17 protein-coding genes and 2 pseudogenes are annotated in these 24,584 nt (G+C 68.8%); 9 read left to right on the plus strand and 10 right to left on the minus strand.

The window, feature by feature from the left end; all coding sequences use genetic code 11:
• Window positions 1-23: 23 nt before the first annotated feature.
• The 4 genes from ABD241_RS08915 to ABD241_RS08930 form a co-directional block, all read right to left on the minus strand.
• The gene (locus ABD241_RS08915) at window positions 24-1,877 is read right to left on the minus strand and encodes an ABC transporter ATP-binding protein (protein ID WP_344060783.1); all 1,854 of its coding nucleotides are present in this window, start codon (window positions 1,875-1,877) and stop codon (window positions 24-26) included.
• Complete coding sequence (locus ABD241_RS08920; RefSeq protein ID WP_344060786.1) at window positions 1,874-2,806, minus strand: ABC transporter permease; 933 nt, start codon at window positions 2,804-2,806, stop codon at window positions 1,874-1,876. The genes ABD241_RS08915 and ABD241_RS08920 overlap by 4 nt, the downstream gene beginning before the upstream one ends.
• Entirely contained in the window at window positions 2,803-3,792 is a 990-nt protein-coding gene (locus ABD241_RS08925; protein WP_344060789.1) for an ABC transporter permease, read from the minus strand. Before ABD241_RS08925 ends, ABD241_RS08920 begins: the two co-directional genes overlap by 4 nt.
• Before the next feature lie 115 nt (window positions 3,793-3,907).
• Complete coding sequence (locus ABD241_RS08930; protein WP_344060793.1) at window positions 3,908-5,593, minus strand: ABC transporter substrate-binding protein; 1,686 nt, start codon at window positions 5,591-5,593, stop codon at window positions 3,908-3,910.
• 179 nt (window positions 5,594-5,772) lie between these two features.
• On the opposite strand from ABD241_RS08930, the gene ABD241_RS08935 reads away from it, so the two are divergent.
• Genes ABD241_RS08935 through ABD241_RS08945 form a run of 3 tightly spaced genes read left to right on the plus strand, consistent with a single transcriptional unit; the run spans window position 5,773 to window position 13,710 of the window.
• The gene (locus tag ABD241_RS08935; RefSeq protein ID WP_344060796.1) at window positions 5,773-9,171 is read left to right on the plus strand and encodes a GH36-type glycosyl hydrolase domain-containing protein; all 3,399 of its coding nucleotides are present in this window, start codon (window positions 5,773-5,775) and stop codon (window positions 9,169-9,171) included.
• Between the two features lies 1 nt (window position 9,172).
• Window positions 9,173-11,383, plus strand: coding sequence for a glycoside hydrolase family 3 N-terminal domain-containing protein (locus tag ABD241_RS08940; protein WP_344060799.1), 2,211 nt, complete (start codon window positions 9,173-9,175; stop codon window positions 11,381-11,383).
• Window positions 11,380-13,710, plus strand: a complete 2,331-nt coding sequence (locus tag ABD241_RS08945; RefSeq protein WP_344060802.1) for a beta-galactosidase — start codon at window positions 11,380-11,382, stop codon at window positions 13,708-13,710. The genes ABD241_RS08940 and ABD241_RS08945 overlap by 4 nt, the downstream gene beginning before the upstream one ends.
• 444 nt (window positions 13,711-14,154) lie before the next feature.
• Here the strand turns inward: ABD241_RS08945 and ABD241_RS08950 are convergent, their stop codons facing one another.
• The 4 genes from ABD241_RS08950 to ABD241_RS08965 all read right to left on the minus strand — a co-directional run bounded on the left by ABD241_RS08950 (window position 14,155) and on the right by ABD241_RS08965 (window position 17,755).
• The gene (locus ABD241_RS08950; protein WP_344060805.1) at window positions 14,155-15,909 is read right to left on the minus strand and encodes a DUF262 domain-containing protein; all 1,755 of its coding nucleotides are present in this window, start codon (window positions 15,907-15,909) and stop codon (window positions 14,155-14,157) included.
• A gap of 473 nt (window positions 15,910-16,382) precedes the next feature.
• Window positions 16,383-16,556 (minus strand): hypothetical protein, encoded by a 174-nt coding sequence (locus ABD241_RS08955; RefSeq protein ID WP_344060807.1) that lies wholly within the window; start codon window positions 16,554-16,556, stop codon window positions 16,383-16,385.
• Between the two features lie 109 nt (window positions 16,557-16,665).
• Window positions 16,666-17,040 carry a YciI family protein gene (locus tag ABD241_RS08960; protein WP_344060810.1) on the minus strand — a complete coding sequence of 125 codons (375 nt, stop codon included), beginning with the start codon at window positions 17,038-17,040 and terminating at the stop codon, window positions 16,666-16,668.
• A 313-nt stretch (window positions 17,041-17,353) separates the two neighbouring features.
• The gene (locus ABD241_RS08965) at window positions 17,354-17,755 is read right to left on the minus strand and encodes a DUF898 family protein (protein WP_344060813.1); all 402 of its coding nucleotides are present in this window, start codon (window positions 17,753-17,755) and stop codon (window positions 17,354-17,356) included.
• A 341-nt stretch (window positions 17,756-18,096) separates the two neighbouring features.
• Here ABD241_RS08965 and ABD241_RS08970 point away from each other — a divergent pair, with 341 nt between their 5' ends.
• A complete protein-coding gene (locus ABD241_RS08970; RefSeq protein WP_344060816.1) occupies window positions 18,097-18,324 on the plus strand; it encodes a heavy metal-binding domain-containing protein in 228 nt (75 codons plus the stop codon).
• Between the two features lie 377 nt (window positions 18,325-18,701).
• On the opposite strand, the pseudogene ABD241_RS08975 reads toward ABD241_RS08970, so the two are convergent.
• Window positions 18,702-19,328: pseudogene (locus ABD241_RS08975) on the minus strand (NAD-dependent epimerase/dehydratase family protein); the annotation flags it as partial.
• A gap of 349 nt (window positions 19,329-19,677) precedes the next feature.
• Between ABD241_RS08975 and ABD241_RS08980 the strand changes: the two are divergent.
• Window positions 19,678-19,890, plus strand: a pseudogene (locus ABD241_RS08980) (ArsR/SmtB family transcription factor); the annotation flags it as partial.
• 155 nt (window positions 19,891-20,045) lie between these two features.
• On the opposite strand, the gene ABD241_RS08985 reads toward ABD241_RS08980, so the two are convergent.
• Window positions 20,046-20,570 carry a GNAT family N-acetyltransferase gene (locus tag ABD241_RS08985; RefSeq protein ID WP_344060819.1) on the minus strand — a complete coding sequence of 175 codons (525 nt, stop codon included), beginning with the start codon at window positions 20,568-20,570 and terminating at the stop codon, window positions 20,046-20,048.
• 150 nt (window positions 20,571-20,720) lie between these two features.
• On the opposite strand from ABD241_RS08985, the gene ABD241_RS08990 reads away from it, so the two are divergent.
• The 4 genes from ABD241_RS08990 to ABD241_RS09005 are packed head-to-tail and all read left to right on the plus strand — an operon-like array spanning window position 20,721 to window position 24,568.
• On the plus strand, window positions 20,721-21,572 hold the full coding sequence (locus tag ABD241_RS08990; protein WP_344060822.1) for an ABC transporter substrate-binding protein: 852 nt from the start codon (window positions 20,721-20,723) through the stop codon (window positions 21,570-21,572).
• A 10-nt stretch (window positions 21,573-21,582) separates the two neighbouring features.
• Window positions 21,583-22,404 carry an amino acid ABC transporter permease gene (locus tag ABD241_RS08995; protein WP_344060825.1) on the plus strand — a complete coding sequence of 274 codons (822 nt, stop codon included), beginning with the start codon at window positions 21,583-21,585 and terminating at the stop codon, window positions 22,402-22,404.
• Complete coding sequence (locus ABD241_RS09000) at window positions 22,401-23,306, plus strand: amino acid ABC transporter ATP-binding protein (protein ID WP_344060828.1); 906 nt, start codon at window positions 22,401-22,403, stop codon at window positions 23,304-23,306. The genes ABD241_RS08995 and ABD241_RS09000 overlap by 4 nt, the downstream gene beginning before the upstream one ends.
• On the plus strand, window positions 23,306-24,568 hold the full coding sequence (locus ABD241_RS09005; RefSeq protein ID WP_344060831.1) for an NAD(P)/FAD-dependent oxidoreductase: 1,263 nt from the start codon (window positions 23,306-23,308) through the stop codon (window positions 24,566-24,568). Before ABD241_RS09000 ends, ABD241_RS09005 begins: the two co-directional genes overlap by 1 nt.
• The last annotated feature ends 16 nt before the right edge of the window (window positions 24,569-24,584 follow it).

Below are 24,584 nucleotides of genomic sequence, written 5' to 3' on the forward strand. Positions count from 1 at the left end.
ACCCGATCTACCCGAAGCGCACCTCAGAAGGGGTTGGGGATGGCGTCGATGAGCCGGCGGGTGTAGTCGTCGCTCGGGTCGCGGATGACTTGCAGCGTCGGGCCCTGCTCGACCACCCTGCCCTCGTTGAGCACGATGACCTCGTCGGCGAGCATCCGGGCGCTCAGCAGGTCGTGGGTGATGTAGAGGATGCCCACGTCCTTGACCTGCACGAGGTCGTTGAGCAGCTCGAGGATCTCCGCGCGGATCGACACGTCGAGGCTGCTGATCGGCTCGTCCGCGACGATGATCTCCGGCTCGACGGCCAGGGCCTTGGCGATGACGACGCGCTGGCGCTGGCCACCGGACAGCTCGTAGCCGTAGCGGTTCATGAACCGGTCGGCCGGGGTCAGGGCCACCGTCTCGAGCAGCTCCTTGACCCGTTCGCGCAGCTCCTCGCCGCGCAGCCCGTGGTAGTTGGCCAGCGGCCGGGCGAGGATGTAGCCGACCCGCTTGGCCGGGTTGATCGAGCTGTACGGGTCCTGGAACACCATCTGGACCTCGCCGCGGTAGTCGCGCAGCGCCCGGCCCTTGAAGCCGGCGACCTCCTGGTCACCCTTCGGGCCGTGGAAGACGATGCGCCCGCCCGTGGGGCTGTCGACGCCGGTGATCATGCGGGCCAGGGTCGACTTGCCGCTGCCGCTCTGGCCCACGAGCGCCGTGACCTCGCCCTTGCGGAGGACGAAGCTGGCGTCGGTGACGGCCTCGGTGCGCTGGACGGCGAGGCCCCGGCGGCGGGTGAAGACCTTGGAGACGTGCTCGAGGCTGAGCACGACGTCGCCGCGCAGCGCCTGCGTGGACTCCTCCGCCGTCTTGACGAACTGCGGCCCGTCGAAGGCCCGCTTGGGCTCGCCGTGCTCGCCCGTGCCGCCTTCCTCGCGCTGGAGCCGCGCGACGTGGCAGGCGGCCCGCCCCGCGCCGAGCGGCAGCAGCTTCGGGTCCTGCTCGGCGCACAGCTCGATCCGCTCGGGGCAGCGCGGGCAGAAGCTGCAGCCGACCATGGTCAGGCTGAGGTCCGGCGGCCGCCCCGGCACGTAGGTGATGCGCACCGTCTCGGCACGCGGGTCGCCGTACGACCCGAGCAGGCCCTTGGAGTACGGGTGCAGCGGCTCGCGCACGAGCGCAGCGGCCGGCTGCTCCTCGACGATGCGGCCGGCATACATCACGAGGATCCGGTCGGACAGGTCGAGGACGGTGCCGATGTCGTGACTGATGAAGAGCACCGCGAAGCCCTGCTCGGCCTGCAGGCGTCTCACGTTCTCGAGGATCGAGTGCTGCACGACGACGTCGAGGCCGGTCGTCGGCTCGTCGAGGAGGACGAACTTCGGCTCGAGCGCGAGCGCCAGGGCGAGGTTGACGCGCTGGCGCATGCCGCCGGACAGCTCGTGCGGGTAGGACCCGATGAACTTGTGGTCGATGATGACCATGTCGAACAGCTCGCGGATCCGCCTCGTGACGGCCTCGCCCCGCAGCTGCGAGTGCTGCTCGATGACGTCGCGGAACTGCGCCTCCACGCGCGTCACCGGGTTGAGCGCGTTCATGCTGCTCTGGAAGACCGTCGAGACGTCGCGCCAGCGCACCGCGCGCAGGTCGTCCTCGGGCAGGTGGGTGATGTCGGTGCCGTCGAAGGTGATGCTGCCGCCGCTGATCCGGCCGGGCCGCTGGAGCAGCCGCAGCAGCGCGGTGCCGAGCGTCGTCTTGCCCGAGCCGGACTCGCCGATGAGGCCGACGAACTCGCCGGGCTCGATCGAGAAGCTCACCTCCTGCACGGCGTCGAGCGGACGGTGGCTCTTGGGCTCGTAGCGGACCGACAGGTCCTTGACCTCGAGCAGGCTCATGAGTCCTCCCTCAGGTGGGGGTTGCTCAGCAGGTCGACGCCGAAGTTGATGAACGACATGCCGGTGATGAGGATGGCGAGGACGAGGCCGGGCGTGAAGACCCAGAGCCACAGCCCCTGCGTGATCGCGCCCTGCGCGTTGGCCTGGTAGAGCATCGTTCCCCACGAGACGCTCTGCGTGTCGCCGAGACCGAGGACCGCGAGGCCCGCCTCGGCGCCGATTGCGCCGGTCGCGGCGCCGACGAAGGCCGCCACGACGAGCGAGCTCATGTTGGGCAGGATCTCGCGGAAGATGATGCGCAGCGTCCCCTCGCCGGAGAACTTCGCGGCCGTCACGAAGTCGCGGTTGCGCAGCGTGATGATCTGCGCACGCTTGGCCCTCGCACCGCCCGCCCACGAGGTGATGGCGATGACGAAGACGATGAGCCAGACGCCGCGCACCTCCGAGTAGGCGACGAGCGTGATGATGAGCGGCAGCGCCGGGATGACGAGGGCGACGTTGGTGATGAACGAGAGGATGTCGTCGACGATCGTGCCCTCGGCGTAGCCGGACACCATTCCGATGACGAGCGCGATGAGCGTCGCCAGCAGTCCGCCGAAGAGGCCGACTATCAGGGAGATCCGCGTCCCGTAGATGAGCTGCGAGGCGATGTCGCGGCCGTCGGTCGTCGTGCCGAGCCAGTTCTCCGCGCTGGGTCCGGCCAGCGGCGTGAAGGTCGAGTCGAGCGGGTCGTGCGGGGAGATGAGCGGGGCGAAGACGGCGACGAGGACGTATGCCGCCACGATGACGACGCCCACGCGCGCCTTCCGGCTGCTCCAGATCACCTCCCACCAGCGCTCGGGGCGCTCGGCGTCGAGCACCTGCTCGGCGTTGACGGCCTGGGTCGGATCACCCTCTGCCATCACGTCGTTCACGGGCAGGATCGTCATGACTGGGCCCTCCTCGCGCGCGGGTCGAGCACTCCGTAGAGCAGGTCGGCGACGAGGTTCGCGACGAGCACCCCGACGGTGGTGAGCAGCATCAGCGTCTGCAGCAGCGGGTAGTCCTTGTTCTGCACGGCCTCACCCATGAGGCGGCCGAGGCCCGGGTAGTCGAAGGCCTGCTCGACGAGGATCGCCCCACCGAGCACGCCACCGAGGGCCAGCGCGAAGCCGGTCACGCTGGGCAGCAGGGCGTTTCGCGCCGCGTACTTCAGCGCAACAACCCGGTCGGGCAGGCCCTTGGCCCGCGCCAGGCGGATGTAGTCCTCGCCGAGGTTCATGATCATCGTGTTGCGCATGCCGAGGATCCAGCCGATCGGCGTCACGATGAGCAGGGCCACGGCCGGCAGGAACGAGTGCGACACCGCCTCGTTGATGAACGGGAGGTTGAAGCCCGGCGTCGACTCCTCGTAGCCGCCCGATGTCGGGAACCAGCCGAGGGTGTAGCCGAAGACGTAGAGCAGCAGCAGCGCGATCCAGAACGGCTGCAGCGTCCCGAGGAAGGTCGACCCGAGGGTCACGACGGAGTCCAGGCGCGAGTTGCGCCGCCACGCGGCATACGCCCCGAGGACGATGCCGACGGCGAAGGACAGGACCTGCGTCACGGTCACGAGGATGACCGTCCACCAGAAGGCCTGGCCGATGACCTCGGTGACCTTGAACGGGTAGTAGCTGTAGGACAGGCCGAAGTTGCCGTGGACCAGCTCACCGAGGTAGTCCCAGTACTGCTGCAGCAGTGAGCCGTCCGGCGCGCCGAGCATGGCGCGCATCGCCTTGACCTGGGCCGGGTCGAGCTGGGCGTCCTTGCCGGCCAGCTTCTTGACCATGATCTCGGCCGGGTCGCCGGGCTGCAGGCGCGGGATGAGGAAGTTGAGGGTCACGACGGCCCACAGGGTCGCCATGAAGAAGCCGAACTTGCGTGCGAAGTACTTCATGCTGCCCTCCTGACCGGAGTGGGGCCCGAGCGGGCCGTGCTGCCCGGGCGACCGGCCCGGCCGGGTGGGGCGGGCACGAGTGCCCGCCCCACCGTGCCGGCGGATGCAGGTCGCATCACTTCGGCGCGGTCAGCCGCGTCATGACGAGGAGTCGGTCGTCCGACGGGTTGGCGTACGCGTTCTGCTCGCTCGGCCAGCCGACGGCGTGGTCCGTGCGGTAGATGATGCGCGCCGGGGCGTAGATGAGCGAGGTGACGGGGTACTTCGTCATCATCGTGTCGACGAGCTCGGCGAGGTACTTCTTCTGGTCGGCCTTGTCGATCGACTCGGAGAGGTTCTTCACGGCCTCGTCGGTGGCCGGGTCGTTGTAGCGCTCGACGTTGGGGAAGATGTCGGTCGCGGTCGGCATGGACTTGCTCGAGAGCTTGGCGCCGATGTTCTTGGCCAGCTCGCAGCCGCCGTGGAGGTACTCGAGCACGAGCTGGAAGTCGCCGGTCTTCTTCTGGCCGTCGACCGAGTCGGGCGCCGAGGCGGTCACCTTGGTGTTGACGCCCGCGGCGTTCATGCCCTGGGCCACGACGTCGGCGATGGCCTGGTAGTCGATGAAGCCGGCCTGCACCGAGAAGTTGACCGCCAGCGGCGAGCCGTCCGGGTTGGTGCGCTTGCCGTCGGCGCCCTTCTTGTAGCCCGCGGCATCGAGCAGCGAGTTCGCCTTGGCGACGTCGAACGGGATGACCGTGTCCTTGCCGGCGTACTTCTCCGGGAGCAGGTCGTTCATCGACGGCAGCTTGAGGCCGGTCTGGCTCGCCGGCTTCATGATGCCGTAGGTGGCCTTCGTCGACATGCCCTGCTTGTCCATCGCGTAGCTGATCGCCTCGCGGAACTTCGGGTCGTTGAAGGGGGCCTTCTGGTCGTTGCCGGTGAGCACGGTCGTGCCGTTGGGCGCGTAGTAGAAGTGGTTGTTCTTCGGGTCGGCGTCGACGAACGTCTTCTGCGGGTTGGGGATCTCACCCCAGTACGCGTCGAGCTGGCCCGAGCGCAGCTTGAGGGCTGCCTGCGAGGCGTCGTAGTTGCCCTCGAGGACGAGCTTCTTGACCTTGATCTTGTCGGCCTGCCAGTAGTCGGCGCGGCGCTCGAGGACCAGGCGGCGGCCGTTGTAGCTGCCGATCTTGAAGGGGCCGGTGAAGACGGGCGTCTTGTCGATGTACTTCGACGGGTCGCCGACCTTGCCGTAGTAGTGCTCGGGCAGGATCTTCGTGCTGATGATGCCGTCGTACTTCGGGGCGGCGTTGCCGGTGAACTCGAAGACGACCTTGTTGCCCTCTGCGGTCACGGACTTGGCCGGGGCGCCGAACGTGTCGTTCCAGACGCCGGCCTTGTCGATGGCCGGGTACTGCTTGCCGAGGTTGAAGGTGAAGGCGACGTCCTTGGCGGTGAAGGGCTGGCCGTCGCTCCACTTGACGCCGTCACGGATGTCGAGGGTCAGCTTGGTGGCGCCGTCCCACGTCGACTTGGTGGCGAGCCAGGGGGTCTCCTCGCAGGTGAGGTTGTTGCGCACGATGAGCGGCTCGTAGAGCCAGTTCGTCGTCAGCGGCTTCGGCGAGTTGGGGTTGTAGTTCACCAGGCCACCGACGGTTGCGTCGGCCTCGGCGGGGAACGTCAGCTGCTCGATCATGCCGCCGCTGCCACCGCTGCCCTGGCTCTGTTTCTGGGCGGCGCTCCCGGCGCAGCCCGTCAGGGCGAGGGTGGCGGCCGTCAGGCCGGTCACGATGAGCAGGGGTTTGGTGCGTGTTCGCGTCATTGCGGACCTCCGTGGGGGGCGGGACTGCCGCCAATCTAGGTCCGCTCCGACGACGACTGTCAACGCTCTGGAAGCATGTAACTACTTTCATGGGGTCAGGCGTGCGTGCTCTGACTTTCATTTGTTTTCAAGGGGATTCACTCTGGCGTGGATTCGCGGGCCGTTGGTAGACAAGAGCCGTGCTCGACGACAACGACGTCCTGACCGCCCCCCGTGTCATTACCCTCGAGGGCGGCCCCAACCACTTCGCCGAGGTGCTGCCCAACGGTGCGCTGCGCCGCCTCGAGGCCTACGGCCGCAGCCTGCTGCTGCACCCCGCCACCGTCGCGGAGGCCGGCCTGAGCAACGTGCACCTGCGCGTCCACGCGCCGGACGGCATACGTCGTCTGACCCTGCTGGGCCCCGGCAGCGGCTCGGTCGTGACGGCGGGCGAGGGTCACGTCGTCGTGACCGGTCGGCACGAGGCGCTCGACTACCGACTCGTGCTCACCCTCGGCCGCGAGCACGCCTCGTGGCACTGGGACCTCGAGCTGACGAACACGTCGGACGCGCCGGTGACCGCCGACGTCGTGCTCACCCACGACCCGGCGCTGGCGCCGCTCGGCGCCGTGCGCACCAACGAGTACTACGTCAGCCAGTACCTCGACATCACGCCCGTCGCGACGGCCGGCCACGGCACCGCGGTGGCCGTGCGCCAGAACATGCCGGGCGAGCTGGTGCCCTGGCTCATGGTCGGGTCGACCGGCACCGGCACCGGCTGGGCCACGGACGCGCTGCAGCTCGTCGAGCGGACCGAGCGGGGCGTGCGCTGGTCCGGCCTCGACGCCGCCGAGCTGCCGAGCGCGCGCCTGCAGCACGAGCACTCGCTCATCGCCCTGCAGGACGTGCCGGTGGCCATCGAGCCCGCCGCCACGCACCGCACCGGCTTCTGGGGCGTCGCCCTGGAGGACCACCCGGAGGCCACCTCCGACGCCGACGCCCGCTGGGCCGAGGTCGCCCTCGCCGACCGCCCCTCCGAGGCCGCCGGCCACGCCCTTCGACCCGACCACAGCGCGGCGGCGAACACGGAGCCCACCCCCGCCACGCTGTGGTCGGCCAGCGCGCCGTTCCCCTCCCGGCCGCTGGCGCACACCGAGCTCGACGCCGCCGGCCTCCTCGACGGCCGCACGCACGTCGAGACGGCCGAGGACGGCACCGACCTGGCGTGGACCGTCGCCGGCGGACAGCTCGTCACACCCGCCAAGGAGCTCGCGGTGCTGCGCCCGCACGGGCACCTCCTTCGCACGGGCGATGCGTTCACACCCGACAGCCGCTCGCTCGCCTCGACGGTGTGGATGGCCGGCACCTTCCACTCGCAGATCACCCGCGGCCACGTCGGCCGCAACCCCGTCGCGACCGGCCGGCGCACCTACCTCGGCCTCCAGCGCGCCCATGGCGTGCGGCTCTTCGTCGAGGACGCCGACGGCTCGTGGACCCTCCTCGAGACGCCGAGCGCGTGGTTCACCGGCCTCGACCACTGCACGTGGTGGTATGCCGCCGCGTCGGGCCCGCTGCTCACCGTGACCTCGAGCGCCCCGGCCGACGAGCACGTCCTCCGGCTGTCGGTGGGCCAGTCCGGGGGCGCGACCCCTCGGCGGGTGCTGCTCGCCGTGCAGGTCGCCGACGACCTCACCGACGCACCCTCGGTGCACACGGCCGACGACCACGTCGACGTGGTGACCGCGGGCGACCCGCGCCCGTGGCGCCTCTCGTGGACCGGCCGCGGCACCGCCGAGGCCGGCGATGCGCGCCTGCAGTCCGACGGGGTCACCCGCGGACCCGGCTGGCTCACGGTTCTCTTCGACCCGAGCGAGCAGCTCGAGGTCGTCGTCGCCTCCGCTCCGAACGCCGGGGACGCACCGGCGGGCGAGGTCGTCCCCAGCGGCGAGCGCCTCGGAAAGTCGTTCTGGGACAAGGCCGGTCACGCCGTCACCCTCGACGGGTCGCGCCTCGGCGCCGTCGGCTCGCAGGCCGCGAACCTGTCGGCCGCGCTGCCGTGGTTCACCCACAACGCCTTCGTCCACTACCTCTCGCCGCGCGGGCTCGAGCAGTTCTCGGGCGGAGCCTGGGGCACCCGCGACGTCTGCCAGGGACCGGTCGGGCTGCTCACCGCCCTCGGCCGCCAGGACGCGGTCCGCGACGTGCTGCTGCGCGTCTTCCGCGCCCAGAACGCCCGCGGCGACTGGCCGCAGGCCTTCGAGTTCCTCCCGCCGCTGCCCGAGACCGGGCAGCAGGACTCGCACGGCGACGTCGTCTTCTGGCCGGTCCTCGCGGCCGGCGACTACCTGCGCACGACCGGTGACGCGAGCCTCCTCGACGAGCAGGTCGCCTTCGTCGGCGACCACGCGCTCGGGGAGCCCGCGAGCGTGGCCGAGCACCTGCGGCGTGCCGTGGCCCGGATCGCGGAGAGCACGGTCCCCGGGAGCCCGCTGCCGGCATACGGCCACGGCGACTGGAACGACTCTCTCCAGCCGGCCGACCCGCACCTGGCCGCGCACCTCGTCTCGACGTGGACGGCCGTGCTGCAGACCCAGTCACTGCGCACCCTCGCCGAGGGGCTGGACGCGGTCGGCACGCCCGGCGACACCGCGGAGCTGCTCGCCGACGCCGACGAGCTGGCCGAGCGCACCCACGACGCGCTGCTCGAGCAGCTCGAGGCCGACCCGGTGATGCCCGGCTACCTGCTGCACCACGAGGACGGGTCGTTCGAGCCGCTCGTGCACCCGTCGGACGAGCGGACCGGCCTGCACTACGGCGTGCTGCCGTGGATCCACGCCATCGGTGCCGAGCTGATGACGCCGGAGCAGGCCCGGCACCACCTCGACCTCATCGAGGAGCACCTGATGGGTCCGGACGGGGCGCGCCTCTTCGACCGGCCGGTCAGCTACGTCGGCGGCCCGATGACGGTCTTCCAGCGCGCCGAGGCGAGCACCTTCTGGGGCCGGGAGATCGGCCTGATGTACATGCACGCGCACCTGCGCTACGCCGAGGCCCTGGCCCGCGTCGGCGACGGCGCGGCCCTGCTCACCGCCCTCACCAAGGCGAGCCCCGTCGGTCTCGAAGCGCTTGTGCCGCAAGCGAGCCCGCGCCAGACGACGTGCTACTACTCCTCCTCCGACGGCGCCTTCACCGACCGCTACGACGCCTCCGAGCGGTATGCCGCGCTCATGGCCGGCGACGTGCCGCTCGAGGGCGGGTGGCGCGTCTACTCCTCCGGGCCCGGCCTCGTGCTGCGCCTCGTCACCGAGGTGCTGCTCGGCATCCGCCAGCGCGCCGAGGAGGTCGAGGTCGACCCGGTGCTGCCCCCGGCCGACGGCGGCGACGCCCGCGAGCTGACCGCTCGCCTGCCGCTCGCCGGCACCGACCTGACCGTCCGCTACGTCGTCGGCCCCGAGGGCCACGGCGTCCGCCGGGTCACGGTGGCCGGGCGCGAGCTCGACCTGCGGCCCCTGAGCAACCCCTACCGCCGGGCCGGGGTGGCCGTCCCGCTCACCGACCTGCTGTCCGCCCCCACCGAGATCATCGTGGAGACCCACTGACATGACCGACACCACCGTGACGGCCGACTCGACCACCCATGCCTCTGAGCGGCCGTGGCTCGATGCGACGCTGCCCGTCGAGGAGCGCATCGACCTGCTCCTGGCGCAGATGACCCTCGCCGAGAAGGTCGGCCAGACCCACCAGGTCGCCAACATCGACCCCGACGCCGACGCCGCCGAGATCGCCGCCGGCCGGATCAGCTCGAGCCTCTACGCCTCGGGCCCGACCGGCGGCAACGAGCGCGACGAGGGCGTGCTCGTCGGCAACATCGACGCCGCGCAGCGCCACGCGGTCGAGGGCAGCCGCCTCGGCATCCCGCTGCTCTTCGGCCGCGACGTCATCCACGGCCACCGCACCGTGGGCCCGGTCCCGCTCGGCATCGCCGCCTCCTTCGACGAGGGCCTCGCCGAGCAGGTCGGCGAGATCGCGGCCCGCGAGGCCGTCGTCGACGGCGTCGCGTGGACCTTCGCGCCGATGGTCGACCTGTCGGAGGAGCCGCGCTGGGGCCGGGTGGCCGAGTCGCTCGGCGAGACGCCGGTCCTCTCGGGCCGCTTGGCCGCCGGGCTCGTGCGCGGCTTCCAGGGCGACGACGTCAGCGACCCGGACCGCCTCGCCGCCTGCGCCAAGCACTTCGCCGGCTACGGCCTCGCCGCCGGCGGCCGCGACTACGACACGGTCAGCGTCGGTGAGAACACCCTGCGCAACCTGCACCTTCGCCCGTTCAAGGACGCGGTCGACGCCGGGGTCACGACCGTCATGGCGGCTTTCAACGACGTCGACGGCATCCCGATGCACGCCCACGAGCACCTCATCCGCGAGGTCCTCAAGGGCGAGTGGGGCTTCGACGGCATGGTCGTCGCCGACTGGAACGGCGTCGGGCAGATCGTCAACGCCGGCGTCGCGGCCGACCTGCGCGAGGCCGCGGCCCTCGCCATCCGCGCCGGCGTCGACCTCGACATGTGCGGGGGCGCCTACCTCGCGCACCTCGGTGAGCTCGTCGAGTCGGGCGAGGTCGAGCTCGCGCTCGTCGACGACGCGGTGCGTCGCGTGCTGCGCCTGAAGTTCCGCCTCGGGCTCTTCGAGCGTCCGTATGCCGCCCGCCCCGGTGCGTCGAACGCGCCCACTCCCGAGACCCGCGAGGTCGCCATGCGGGCCGGCCAGGCCGCGCACGTGCTCGTCAAGAACGACGGCGTCCTGCCGCTCGACCTGTCGTCCGCCGCCGCGGGCTCGCTCCTCGTGAGCGGCGCGTTCGTCGACGACGGGGACGCGCTGCTCGGCACGTGGGTGCTCGACGGCCGGGGTGAGGACGTCGTCACCCCCGGTGAGGCCCTCCGCGAGCGCCTCGGCGACCGGGTCACCGTCGCCGACGGTCGCTTCTCCGACGTGACGCTCATGCAGGCGCGCGGAGCCGAGACGACCGTGCTACTGCTCGGCGAGCACCGGTCCCGCTCCGGCGAGGCGCAGTCGGTGGTCGACATCGGCCTGCCGCCGGGCCAGCTCGAGGTGCTGCGTGCGGTCGCCGCCTTCGGCAAGCCGCTCGTCGCCGTCGTCTACACCGGGCGCCCGCTCGACCTGTCGGAGGTGCTCGACCTGGCCGACGCCGTGGTCGTCGTGTGGCACCCGGGCACCGAGGCCGGCAACGCGCTCGCCTCCGTGCTCCTCGGTGACGTGGAGCCGAGCGGCCGCCTGCCGATGACCTTCCCGCTCACGACCGGTCACATCCCGACGAGCACGCACCAGCGGCCGACGGGCCGGCTCATCCGCGCCGACGTCGACCACAAGGAGGGCCGCTACATCGACGCCCTCACCTACCCGCGACTGCCCTTCGGGTTCGGCCTGTCGTACACGACGGTCGACTACGGCGCGCCCACCGTGTCGGCCCCGACGATGACCACCGACGGCTCGGTCACGCTCTCGGTGACCGTCACGAACACCGGCGAGCGGCCCTGCCGCGAGGTCGTCCAGCTCTACTTCCGCGACCCCGTCGCCCAGGTGACCCGCCCCCTCGTCGAGCTGACCGACTGGGCGCTCGTCGACCTCGACCCCGGCCAGGCGCGCGAGGTCACCTTCGACGTGTGTGCCGGGCAGACGGCATACGCAGGCCGTGATCTCACCACCCGCGTCGACGAGGGCGAGATCGTCCTGCTGACGGGGCCCGACGCCGCCCGCCTCCAGCCCGTGTCCGTCACGGTGACGAAGAAGGACTCATGATCGAGATCAGCCAGCGCCAGATCCGCATCGACGGCGAGCCGCGCATCGTCATGGCCGGGGAGGTGCACTACTTCCGCGTCGCGCGCGCCGAGTGGGGGCAGCGCCTCGACCTGCTCGTCGAGGCGGGCTGCGACACCGTCGCGACCTACATCCCGTGGATCTTCCACGAGCTGCCCGACGGCACGATCGACGTCACCGGCGAGACCCGGCCCGAGCGCGACATCGGCGCGTTCATCGACCTCGCCGCCGCGAAGGGGCTGCGCGTCCTGGCCCGTCCGGGGCCGTTCATCATGGCGGAGCTCAAGAACGAGGGCATCCCGTTCCGCGTCTACCGCGAGCACCCGGAGATCGTGCCGCTCGGCTGGGACGGCGTGCCGGTCACGTCGAGCACGGTCGACTACCTCGCGCCGGCGTTCCTGTCGGAGAGCGCCCGCTGGTTCGACGCGATCATGCCGGTGCTCGCGCCGCGGCTGCAGCCGGTCGGCGGCCCGATCGTCGGTGTCCAGCTCGACAACGAGATCGGCATGCTCGCCTGGGTGACGAACTCGCCCGACCTCACCGACGGGCTCGTCGAGTCGTTCGGGGAGTTCGTGATGGAGCGCCACGGGGCGTCGCTGCCGTATGCCGTGTCGCCGGGTGAGCCGGGCTGGGCGGAGGCCGTGCGGTCGCCGAAGGAGGAGTGGGCCGGCGCGCTGCGCCTCGACCTCGGGCTCTTCATGCGGCAGCGGTTCGCCTCCTACGTGGCGGCGCTGCGCGGGATGTGCGAGGAGCGCGGCGTCGCTGGCGTGCCGTTCCTCATCAACATCCACGGCACCGAGGGCGGCAACGGCGCCCCCTTCCCGATCGGCATCAGCCAGCTCGTCGACACGTATGCCGGCGTCCCGGGGATGCTGTCGGGCTCGGACCACTACCTGGGCGAGGCCACGCTCAACACGATGACCGACCTCTACGTCATGAACGCGTTCATGGCGGCGGTGCACGACTCGGACCAGCCGCTGACGTCCCTAGAGTTCGAGGCGGGTTCGGGCGACTACGGCGCGGGGGCGGAGATGCAGTACGACCCGTCGACGGCCGACCTCAAGACGCGCCTGTGCCTCGCGCAGGGCAACCGGCTCATCAACTACTACCTCTTCGCCGGCGGCATCAACCCGCCGCTCGACGAGAAGGTCTCCGACGGGAACGAGCGAATCTCCTTCACCGGTGAGCGTCACGGCACCGCAGCGCCGGTCGGGCCCGAGGGGCAGCGCGGCTACGCCTACGAGGCGACGGCGCGCGGGGTGCGCGCCGTCAAGGCGAACGAGCCGTGGCTCGCCCGGATGGACGAGGAGCACGACGACGTGACGCTCGGGCTCGTGCTCGACGCGTACATGACGGAGTACCACCACCCCGGCTCTGAGGTGATGACGGAGGTCGTGAACGACCTGACGGCGCACCGTGGTGCTGGTGAGCGCAAGACGCTGGCGCGGTCGCTGCTGCTCGGGGGGTTCCGCTTTGGGGCGACGCACCTCGAGCGGCGCGACCCTAAGCCGGGTTCGACGGTGCTGCTGGGGACGGGTCGCTACCTCTCGCGCGTCGTGCAGGAGCGGCTGGTCGGGCACGTCACGTCGGGCGGCAATCTCGTGCTGCTCGGGCTGGTCCCCGAGCGTGACCTGGATGGTTCGCCGTGCACAGTGCTGGCCGACGCGCTCGGTCTCACGGCTGGGGAGGTCGTGCGCGACTCGGGGCACTACTTCCCATCCCTCGTCGCCCAAGGTTGGGCGCAGCCGTGGCCGGAGATGCGCGCCGGCTGGCTGCAGCAGCTCGAGCACGAGCGCGGCGATGTCGTGCTGACGGACGTCTACGGAGCCGTATGCGGCGTCGACGTGCCGCTGGGCGAGGGCCGCGCGATCGTGCTCGCGGCCCAGGTGCCGTCGGACCCGGTGCTCTTCGACCGTGCGCTGTCGAGCCTCGGCGTCATGCCGGGGCTGCGGCTGGAGACGCAGTGGCCCGGCGTCTTCGCCACGACGACTCGGAGTGAGGACGGGCAGCGGGCCCTGCACGTTCTCAACATCTCCGGGTCGCCCGCCACGGTGACGGTTGCCCTCGACGGGACGCCGATCGCTGCAGGGACGACCTTGAACGTGCCGCCGCGGTCGGGGCACATCCTGCCGCTCGGCCTTGATGTGGCTGGTCGCCGGATCGACTGGGCCTCAGCAGAGATCGCCGGAGTCGACGCCCACGGCGCCATCCACTTCCGCCCCGGTCTCGACGAAGACGGCGGCACCACGCTCGTCGTCGACGGCGCACAGCTAAACCTCGCGCAAGGCGAGCACACGAACCGTCCCTGAGGCACTGCGCGAGAGAACGGCCGGGGCAGCGAACAGTCGCACCTCGGCCGTCCTCATGCAGGGCGTCCCGCCAGCCATGGTCCGGTGGGACGCCTGAGCGCAGACACGTCGCCGGCACGACGCCTGTGGTCCGGGGGCCACCAGTCGGGGTCAGGTCGGCAGCAGGCCGGCCCATACCGCTTCCCCGCCGCGCGAGGTGTTCCAATGACCACAGCGATCATGCTCGTCCCGCTCCAGCCCGCGAACATGTCAGCACTCCAGTCCGCGGCGGTGTCATTCCTGGTGCGTTCCTGCGCCCCTTAAGCACGACCTCTAGTTCCAATTGAGTGGGTGGTACGCGTGGTGCGAGTCCATCGGGCTCGAGCCGCTCCACGACATCCGGCGCGCCGCCAAAGGGGCTTTACCCCTGCGAGATCGACGAGGCAGGCTCACCAAACGCGTCCCCTAGAGGATCGCCCATACGACGTCAACGGCGACATCCGCCAGCGATTCCGCGCGAGCGGAGATGTCGGCAGCAAGCACCTCGTCCTTCGTATTGTCTGCGAGCCACTTTGAGAGCTCAGGATCCTTCCAGGGAACGTAAGCGTTGAGCCCGGTCCGCTTCGCCGTAAGGTCGCCGTCGCCAAGGTCGCCGTTGGCTCCGCTTGTCAACAGCGCCAAGTTGCCGATCGAGTACTCCGGACTCCCGACCTCGCCAGAGGCAAGCTTTTGTGGCCTGATGTGCTCGATGGTCCAAGAGGTCAGGTCTTGTCCGACCGGCAACGTCTTGTTGTCTTGGGCAAACTTAAGCAGCACGTAAGAAATGAAGTGCTTGCGCGAGCGACGCTTCTGAGCGTTGGTCAAGCGTGAGTTGGGGGCATAGAACAACTTAGCGAACGCTTCCTTGGCTTTGTCCGCGTCGGGAAGGCTGCCGGCGAGTTTGACCTTGAACGACTCAACGGCCTCGCGCACCGCCTGCTTCGACGAAGCTTCTTCGAGTTCGACGGCGAAGCGGTTGTATCGACCGCGTGTGCCACCCGTCGAGCCGCTGTTCATGAGCGCCGTGAATTGGAAATGGAAGTCCTCGATCGCACGGCATGCCTCGATCACGTTCTTCTTTGTTATCAGGGCTGTCTTTTCGTACTTGCGGACGATTGCGAGTAGCGCTGAGTTGGCGACCGATACGTTAAAAACCGCCAAGGCGCGAAGTGTGTCTCCGACCTCCGGGATCTTGAGAGCGCTCTTTACTCCCAGCTCGCTTTTGTCGATGACGAGATCGACCTCGTCGATATACTGGTAGACGATTGAGTCGAACTCCAGTTCCTCCAGATACTGGAGATGCTGTCCGGAGTCACCTTCGACGAGTTCAAGAATCTTCTTGTAAAGCTCCGCCTCCGTGACCGCTGCGCGACGTGAGTTCCACGATTGCCACATGAACTGGTCCACAGCGCCCAAGGAGGCGCTGTCGGGTTGCAGCCTGTCGACCAGGCGCTCCCATCTCTCTGAGATCGTCTTTCGGTCGTCAGGCTCCGTGGCGCCGCCGCGTACGAGCAAGTTCTTGACTAGATCGGCCAGTCGGAGATCAGCGCCTCTGGTATTGAGAGTTTCGAAGATCAGGAAGCCATCCTCTTCCGACGTCAATTCGACTTGAATGAGGCGGGCTTTTAGGACGTTGTTTCGGACTGACTTGAGAGTGTCAATGGCTTCGGTGAGGGGTTTACCTTCGAGTGCCTTCTGCACCCTGTCCTCAAAAAATCCCCGTGCCGTCCCAATCTGCCGGGCGCTTCCATTGAACTTCTTGCCTGACGGAATTGCGCTGGGGTTCTGCACAACTTCCTTGAAGTTGGGCTCATCTCGCTGGATTACCGGATACTTCTTGCCGTCGTCGTCTACGGCGACCAAGTAGCGCTGCGTGTTCTTCGCCTGCACCTTCGCCTGATCTCGGAGCTCTTTGAGCGAATCGTCTTCATCGCCTCCATCTTCAAGATCCTTGGCGGCTGCCGTGAATGCGTCTCGAATCACCGACAGAATGATGGCGCTGGTGGTAAGACGCTGTTGACCATCGATGATCGAATAGGAGTTGTTGAAGAGTTCTCGGGACTCACTTTCCCAGGTGACAGTGGAGCCAAAAAAGAAGTCGCCCCTCGCGAGCACAACGTCGGCCCAGTAATCCTCCAACTCATCGATATCCCAACTGTACGGTCGCTGAAAGTTAGGCACGACGTACAAGCATGACCGGAAGCAGTCCTGGACAGTGCGCGTGGTGGACTTGATTGGGATGAGTTCCGACGTTGCGGACGACAATTCAGACTCCTAAGCGTGGGTTGTCTAGGAGACTAGTGCCACACACAGCCCCCTAGGGGGATGGCGAACTGGGACTCCAGCGAAGATGCGCCACTGGCGGAGACACCGCTCAGCTCTCTCGGCAGCTCGCATCCCCTTCACCCCGTTCGCATATCCGCTCCAGTAGTGGTGCGTCGGCTCGGTCCAGGCCGTTCCTAGAACGTTGATCAGAGCCGAGGGCGAGGTCGTATCGCATTTCCACGACCCTGACAGCAACACCTTCGCGACCGAAGCCGACACCTCACACGAGTCACCCGGCCGGTTGCCCCCATCCGCCGCGTCGGAGTCTGGCAACCGGGCGAAGTGCTGCCCCAGAAGTGACTGCTACCCCAGCTCTCCGTGCAGGCCCTTTAGCCTCGGCCCTGGGTCTGACAGGACGTCGCGGCGACGGACATGTCGACGTTGGCGCCGTTGAAGACCTCGCCGCCGGGCGCGTCGACCTCGAGGCAGTGCACGATCTGGCCCACGTCGCGGGTGTGGAAGTAGTCACAGACTTGGCGCCGGCGCAGCGCCGGGCTCTGCATGAACGGCCTGCCGAACCGGGCGCGCCGACTCGAACGCGGCTCGCTCCGCGGCGCGCTGTGAGGTCTGCGCCGGCACGGCTACTTCCCGGTGCCGGCGCAGACCGAGATCTCACGCGCCGGGCGCGTCCGGCCCCTCGGAGATCTGGCGCAGCGTCGCGACGACCTTGACCTCGGGCCAGTGCTTCGCGTGCAGCTCGGCGAACTCGCGCTGGTCGGCGACGGCCTCCTCGAGCGAGTCGTACTGCATGATCGCCCAGCCGCCGACGATCTCCTTGTTCTCGGCGTACGGCCCGTCGACCCGTGTCACCGTGCCGTTGTCGACGACGAAGTTCACGGCGTCCTCCGTGCCGTAGAGGCCCCCGCCGTCGAGGAACACACCCTTGGCGGCACGCTCGCCGATGTGGACGTCCATCGCCTCGAAGAGCGACTGCGGGGGCGCTCCGATGCCCTCTTCCATCCTCACGAAGCCCATGAAACGCGGCATCTACATCTCCTTCTGGTAGCTGGTGGTCCTGCCTGTCACCGCTGCGTCGAACGGCTCGGCACCGCTTCGACATCGTCGTAGGAGAAAGATCGTGAGCCGCCGCTGCGGACGGGTCGACGACGAGCCCACCTACGCCCTCCTGGTCACGACCCCACGCTGAGCCACGCCTCGGCGGCAGGCGCGGGGGTCGAGGAGGACGTAGCGGGTGCCGAGCACGTTGTCGAATAAGTCTTCGCGTCCCACGTGAGCAGGATCGCCGACACCGCAGCGCCGGGCGCCCCACCCGGTGCTCGGCTCAACGCCGAGCGGAGGACTACAGGTGCGTCGAGTCGCCCGTCCGCATGGGGTGACCGAGGTTCACATTAATCGTCGGCCCCTGCGCCCCAGATAAGCGCGTCGTCGGGTCGAAATCGGTGTGTTCCCACTTCCACTGGACGATCCGCGGGCCGACCCAGAGCAGATAGATGCCTGCCGTCAGGAAGATGAGCACCAGCCATTTGATCCACGTGCCGAAGAGGCCGACCGCCGAGCCGGTGAAGATCAGCCGCTGCCCGTCGATGTAGGAGTGCTTGGCCCTCCACCGCTCGTTCAGCACAAGCGCGTACGGATAGCAGATTCCGAAGGTCACTACCGTGATGAGCACCCCGAGAAGGGCGGTTCCCAGGTAAGTGCCGGCACCGCCATCGAAGCGGAAGCGCCGAGAGTTGTAAGTCATCGTTCCCTGTCCTCTACTCGTGACTCGAAGCCCCTGGTTCACGTCTACCTACGCTTGCCGAGCCCCGGTGGAGTATGCCGCGAATACAGGAACGCAGGAGGGCGATTGGCGCAATTCGCTCACCAGCTCAAAGCGCCCCATCGGGCGGACTTCTCGGACCCCGACGACTACCCGCTATGGGACGTTCGTCATGCTTGCGCACGATGCGCGCATCTGTCGCCGCTCTGGGCGACACTTGCCGCTGGTCTTCCGGGGTGGGAGCGCCTGGCGATGACGCGGTGCAGATTGATCGGGGGACGTCTGGCGTCTTCTCGCGAGCGACTGATGTGGGAGCGAGTTTGATGTCATCACTCGTTCACATTCGACGCAACGCGCTCAACGAGTTGAAGGAGTCGGCGTACGCGCTCGGCTGCAACGCGGTCATTGGCGTCGACTTCGACTACCTGACTCTGCACCCGGAGACCGCCAATTCGGGCGGCGGGACCATGTACCTTCCCTACGTCTTTGGCGTGACTGCAAATGGGAACGCTGTCGTGATCGAGCGGTCTGAGCGTGCAGGGGTCGCGTGACCTCACATAACGCGTTCAAGCGAGTAGGGCCTCGCGTCGACGCATAGAAGCTCCAGATTCGCGGCCCCGATCATGCGCTCATTGTGGTCAGCGGAGTGGCGGGCTCTGAGAAGCGAGTCCCGCCACTCCGGCCAGAGAGATGTCACATAACCAGACGGCCTGAAGCGGCCCCGATGAATCTCCGCATAGCAAAGCTGCGCGGAGCGTGGTCCCGGCCGTTGGCTGGTAGACGGCTCCACTCGACGGCCACCAAGTAGCGCAGCGCTGCCCCGCGGGAGCCGCCGGACTGCATGCGAAACACGAGTGCAGGATCAGACGGCTTCGTGATGAAGGCTGGTGCTCAGGGGCCCTTCCAGACCCCGCCGAGCCAGCCGCTTTCAGGCGCGGTAGCCAGGGTCCGGCAGGACGTCACGCCAGGAATGCTCGGGCGAGTAGCCGAGCAGGTCGCGGGCCTTGTCGATGGAGTAGAAGGTCTCGTTGCGCCCCATCGGCCGCCGCAGCTCCACCCCGTCGTAGAAGCGCTCGCGCACCTCGTCCGTCGTCGCGGCCACGGACATGTCGGCGTTCGCGACGTTGAACACCTCGTAGCCGAGCCCGTCGACCTCCAGGCAGCGCGCCACCATCTGGCCGAGGTCACGGGTGTCGATGTACGCGAAGACGTTGCGCCGCCGCAGCGCCGGGTCGGCCAGGAACGGCGGGAACATCTCGGCGTACTCGTGCGGCTCGATGACGTTGTTGATCCGCAGCCCGTAGACGTCGGCGCCGGTGCGGGCCTGGAACGAGCGCGCCGTCACCTCGTTCGCGACCTTCGACATCGCGTACGAGTCCTCCGGCACCGTCGGGTGCTCCTCGTCCACCGGGACGTAGAGCGGGCGCCGCTCACCCTGCGCGAAGCAGATCCCGCAGGTCGTCTCCGACGACGCGAAGATCACCTTGCGGATGCCGAGCCGGGTCGCCGCCTCGAGCACGTTGTACGTGCTGAGCACGTTCGCCGCCCACTGCCGCCACTCCGACGCTGCGTCCTTTCGCCTCCTGTCGGCGCGGACAAGCGACCGGGTCTGCTCTTGACGGAGTTTCCGAGCAGCTCGTTAGACGGCGAGGGCGTCGTTGTCGTCCTATGGCGGCGGCTCGCACTCTGCTGAGGCATGCAGGCTTGTCGTGTCGACCAGGCCGACTCGCGCGGCCGCTCCTCGCCGCCATTGCCGGTAGCTGCCCGGGCCGGAACCCGCACCTGCGACTTCGGGGCCGCCGCTGTGAACGCCCGCAGGTCGGCTGCGCCTTCACGCCGCGGCCACCGCGAACCTTCCGGCGGAAGCCTGACGACAGACAACCATGTGGTTGCATGTTGTCTCCATGGATGGAGCCGACGAAGACCGGGCGGATGCCTGGTTCCGCGCACTGTCCGACCGCACCCGACGCGACATCCTGCGCCGGGTGCTGGCCGGCGAGCACTCCGTCTCGATGCTCGCGGCGTCTTGCGACATGAGCTTTGCCGCGGTGCAGAAGCACGTCGCCGTACTGGAGAAGGCAGGACTGCTGACTAAGCGTCGCCGGGGGCACGCGCGCCACGTTCGTCAGCACCTACGCCACCGCCGAGGCGCTGCAGAAAGTCCTCGACATGGGTGTCGTGGAGGGGGGCCTCCTCGGCGATCAACCAGATCGACGACCTCGTCGCCGCCTGACCACGGGAGGAGCTGGCACCCTGTCACCCACCCGCACCCCTACGAGCGATCGGTGAACGCCCAGTCCCCGCCGTCCTCGCCCTCGTCGTCGAAAGCGGGATCTCGTCGCAGGCCGATCTTGGTGGCGACCCTCTGGCTGGCCAGGTTCGTGGGCCGGATGCGGGCGACGACGAGCTCGCCAGGAATCGAGTCCTGCGCCCAGTGCACCAGGGCGCCCGCGGCTTCCGTGGCATAGCCGTGTCCCCAGGTCGAGGGATCAAAGCGATACATCAGATTGAGGACGCGGTCCCCGTGCATCGTCATCCACCGAACACCGCAGTTGCCGATGAGTCGACCGGTCGGCGTCTCGAAGACGCAACAGTTCCCGAACCCGTGCCGCTCCCAATGTGCCAGCCAGTGCCGCATCAGCACCTCGACGTCCTCGAGCTCCGTCACCCGCTCCGACGGGTTGTGCTGGACGACCGCTGGATCGGACAGGATCCCGAGGACCGCGACGGCATCAGCCTGCGCCGGCCGCCGTAGCGACAACCGTGCGGTCGGGAGGCGATCGGGCTGCCGGGGCACCTCGGCACTGTACTCGCGGCGCGTCCGTCCACCCTTCGAGACGCCCACCCGGCCGGCCGGTCGAGTTACCGGAACGTGCCCTTGGGAACGTATCCGGATGAGACACCCCTCTGTAGTCTCGCCGAAACCAACAACCCTGGAGGAACACAGATGTCGCAGGTCAGGTCAAGAATTCTCGGCGTCGCGGCGGTCGTCTCCGCCACCTCCCTCGCCCTCGCCGCCTGCGGCTCGGGCTCGAGCAACAACAACGCAGCGAGCAACCCCTCGGGTGGACCGCAGCTCGTGAGCCAGGGGACCCTCACCGTTTGCACCCACCTGTCCTACAAGCCGTTCGAGTTCAAGGACAGCTCCGGCAAGGTCGTCGGCTTCGACATGGACCTCGCGCAGGCCGCGGCGAAGCAGCTGGGGCAGCCCGACGTGACCATCGTCGACATCGACTTCGCCTCGCAGACCTCCGGTGCCGTGTTCGCCGCGAAGAAGTGCGACATGGCGATGGGCGCGGTCACCATCAACGACAAGCGCAAGAAGTCGGTGGCGTTCTCGACGCCGTACTTCAGCGCGACACAGGCCCTCCTGGCGAAGAAGTCCTCCGGCATCACCGACCTGTCGTCGCTCAAGGGCAAGAAGCTCGGTGTCCAGACCGACACGACCGGGCAGGCCTACGCCGACAAGAACAAGGACGCCAACGGCTACGAGACCGTTGTCTTCGACGACCTGCCCACCGAGATCGCCGGCGTGCAGTCCGGCCGGGTCGACGCCGCGATCAACGACAACGGACCACTGCTCGACTTCACCAAGACCAACCCGGACTTCGCGGTGGTCAAGGAGTTCGACACCGGTGAGCAGTACGGCTTCCTCTTCCAGAAGGACGATGCCAACGCCGCCAAGATCAAGGACGCCTTCAACGCGGCCCTGAAGAAGTCGATCCAGGACGGGTCCTACAAGGCCAGCTACAAGAAGTGGTTCGGCTCCGAGCCGGCCGTGATGCCGAGCGTGTCCTGAGGTCGGTGCCATGACGTCCCCTGCAGCAGCGGGGCGAGGGCGTTCCCTCTCGCCCCGCAAGCGGGCCCAGCGCATCCGGTGGGTGCAGTACGCCGTTCTCGTCGCCGCCGTCGTCGTCCTCATCGCGGTCGCAGACCTGCGCCAGATCCAGAAGGTCTTCTTCCGGGGCGACCTGATCGTCGACACCCTGACCCAGGGGCTCGGCCGCGCGCTCTTCAACACCGTCGCGTATGCGCTCGGCGCCTTCGTCCTCGGCCTGGTGCTGGGGACGATCCTGGCCCTCATGCGGCTGTCCTCCGTCGGTCCCTACCGCTGGATCGCGACGGTCTACATCGAGTTCTTCCGGGGGCTGCCGGCGATCATCGTGCTGCTGGCCTTTGGGCTGCTCCCGCTGGCCTTCCCCGGCCTGGAGATCCCGTTCGGCATCTACGGGACGGTGTGGAGCGCTCTTGGCATCGTCGCAGCGGCCTACATGGCCGAGACGATCCGCGCCGGCATCCAGGCCGTGCCGAAGGGGCAGGTCGAGGCGGCCCGCTCGCTCGGCATGCCGGCCGGGGCCGCGACCCGCAAGATCGTTCTCCCGCAGGCGTTCCGGATCGTCACCCCGCCGTTGACGAACGAGCTCATCCTCGTCGTGAAGGACAGCTCGCTCGCCTACATCATCGGGCTGTCGGCGACGTCCTTCGACCTGACCAAGTACGGCCGGGACCTCGCCAACACGAACGCGAACCTCACGCCGCTCGTCATCGCGGGTCTCTGCTACCTCCTCATCACGCTGCCGCTCACCTTCGCGGTCAGGCGCATGGAAGCGAAGTCGGCGAGGGCACGATGACAGCGAACCCAGGCACGACGCATACGACCTCATCGGACGGCGGGGCCGTCGTCGTCGAGATCACGGACCTCCGCAAGTCGTTCGGGTCGGTCGAGGTGCTGACCAACATCACCGCCTCGATCAGGCAGGGCGAGGTGGTCTGCGTCATCGGGCCCTCGGGCTCGGGCAAGTCCACGCTGCTGCGGTGCATCAACCTGCTCGAGCAGCCGAGCGGCGGCACGGTGCTCGTCGACGGGATCGACGTCACCGACCCCGACTGCGACATCGACCGGGTGCGCAGCAGGATGGGAATGGTCTTCCAGCAGTTCAACCTCTTCTCGCACCTGACCGTCCTCGAGAACTGCACCATGGCGCAGCAGGTCGTCCACAAGCGGAGCAAGGCCGAGGCCGAGAAGGTCGCCCGGGCCAACCTCGACAAGGTGGGGCTCGCGGACCGGGCCGACGCCTTCCCCGCGCAGCTCTCCGGTGGCCAGCAGCAGCGCGTCGCGATCGCCCGCGCGCTCTCGATGGACCCGGAGCTCATGCTCTTCGACGAGCCGACCTCTGCCCTCGACCCCGAGCTCGTCGGCGACGTGCTGGCCGTCATGCGACGGCTCGCGTCCGAAGGCATGACGATGATCGTGGTGACCCACGAGATGGCGTTCGCGCGGGAGGTCGCCGACCGCGTCATCTTCATGGACGGCGGCGTCATCGTCGAGGACGGACACCCCGACCGCGTCATCGGCGACCCGCAGCACCACCGGACCCGGACCTTCCTCAAGCGCGTCCTCGACCCCACGCACGTCGACCCCGAGGCCGACGTGGACCCCGACGACGAGCGGCGATCCCAGATCAAGGACGCCGAGCTCAGCGCGCGGGCCCAGCCGCACCTGCCCGGCGACATCACGGACCCACGGTTCTGATGCCGACCGGTGAGGTCGCCGTCGTCGGTGGCGGGCTGATCGGCCTGTTCAGCGCGCACTACCTGCTCGAGCGTGGGTATGCCGTCACGGTCCTCGAGGCGGGAAGCGGGATCGGCGGGGGCGCGGCTCGCGTCAACGGGGGCTGGGTCTGCCCGGCACGCAGCGACCCGCTCCCGTCGTGGGGTGTCGTCCGCGACGGTATGCGCTCGCTCACCTCGCCGGACAGCGGCAGCTTCCGCTTGAGCGCGCGAGCGCTGCCGCGCGTGGCGGGCTACCTCGCACGGTTCCTCGCGAGCTCGGGCGAGGACAGGTTCCTCCGGTCCTGGGACGACCTCGACCTGCTCAACCGGCGTACGCCCGGTCTCGTGGACGAGCTCGTCGAGGAAGGGATCATCGACGGCTTGCAGGACGAGGGTTTCCTCATGCTGCACCCGACCCGCGACGAGGCGGAGGCGTCACGAGCGTCCCTGCTCGCGGTCTCGCGGCGCGGCCTCTGCCCGGCGCCCGAGCCGATCCTGGAGCGGCAGGCCCTGCTCGAGCTCGAGCCCGGGCTCGGCGACGCCGCGCAGGTCGGTTTCGTCCATCGGGGCGACCGGTGGCTGGACCCGTCTCGGTTGGTGGACCGCCTCGGCGAAGCGCTGGCGGCACGCGGCGTGCGCTTGGTGACGGACACGCCGGTCCGAGCGGTGCGCCAGCGCGGGACACGGGTCGAGCTCGCCACGCGCTCGGGTGTCGTGGAAGCCGGCCATGCCGTCATCGCCGCCGGTGCGTGGTCCGAGCAGCTGCTGCGGCCGCTGGGGATCCGGGGGTATGTGACCCCGGGCAAGGGCTACAGCTTCACGATCCATCCCGAGCACCCACCGACGCACGTGCTGCGGCTCGGTGAGACCCATGTCGGGGTGACCCCCATGGGCGACCGGACGAGGGTGGTCGGCATGGTGGAGCTCGACGGGACCGCCGAAGGCTTGCATGCCGGGCGCATCGACGTCATGAAGCGCAAGGCGGCGCCCTACCTGTCCAGGATCGACTGGAGCCGCAGCACCGACGAGCAGGTCGGGCCTCGTCCCATGACACCCGACGGCAAGCCGCTCATCGGCTGCGCACCGGGTGCCGAACGCATCGTCGTGGCGACCGGGCACAACATGCTCGGGCTCAGCCTCGCGGCTCCCACGGCGTCACTGGTGGCCGACCTCGTCGCACGCGGCCCAGTCGCAGCGGTTCCGGCCTTCGACCCGACGCGGTTCACCCACCGGGTCCGGTAGGACCGTCTCGAGAGCT

This window comes from Terrabacter lapilli (genome assembly GCF_039531305.1).
GTDB classification, from domain to species: domain Bacteria; phylum Actinomycetota; class Actinomycetes; order Actinomycetales; family Dermatophilaceae; genus Terrabacter; species Terrabacter lapilli.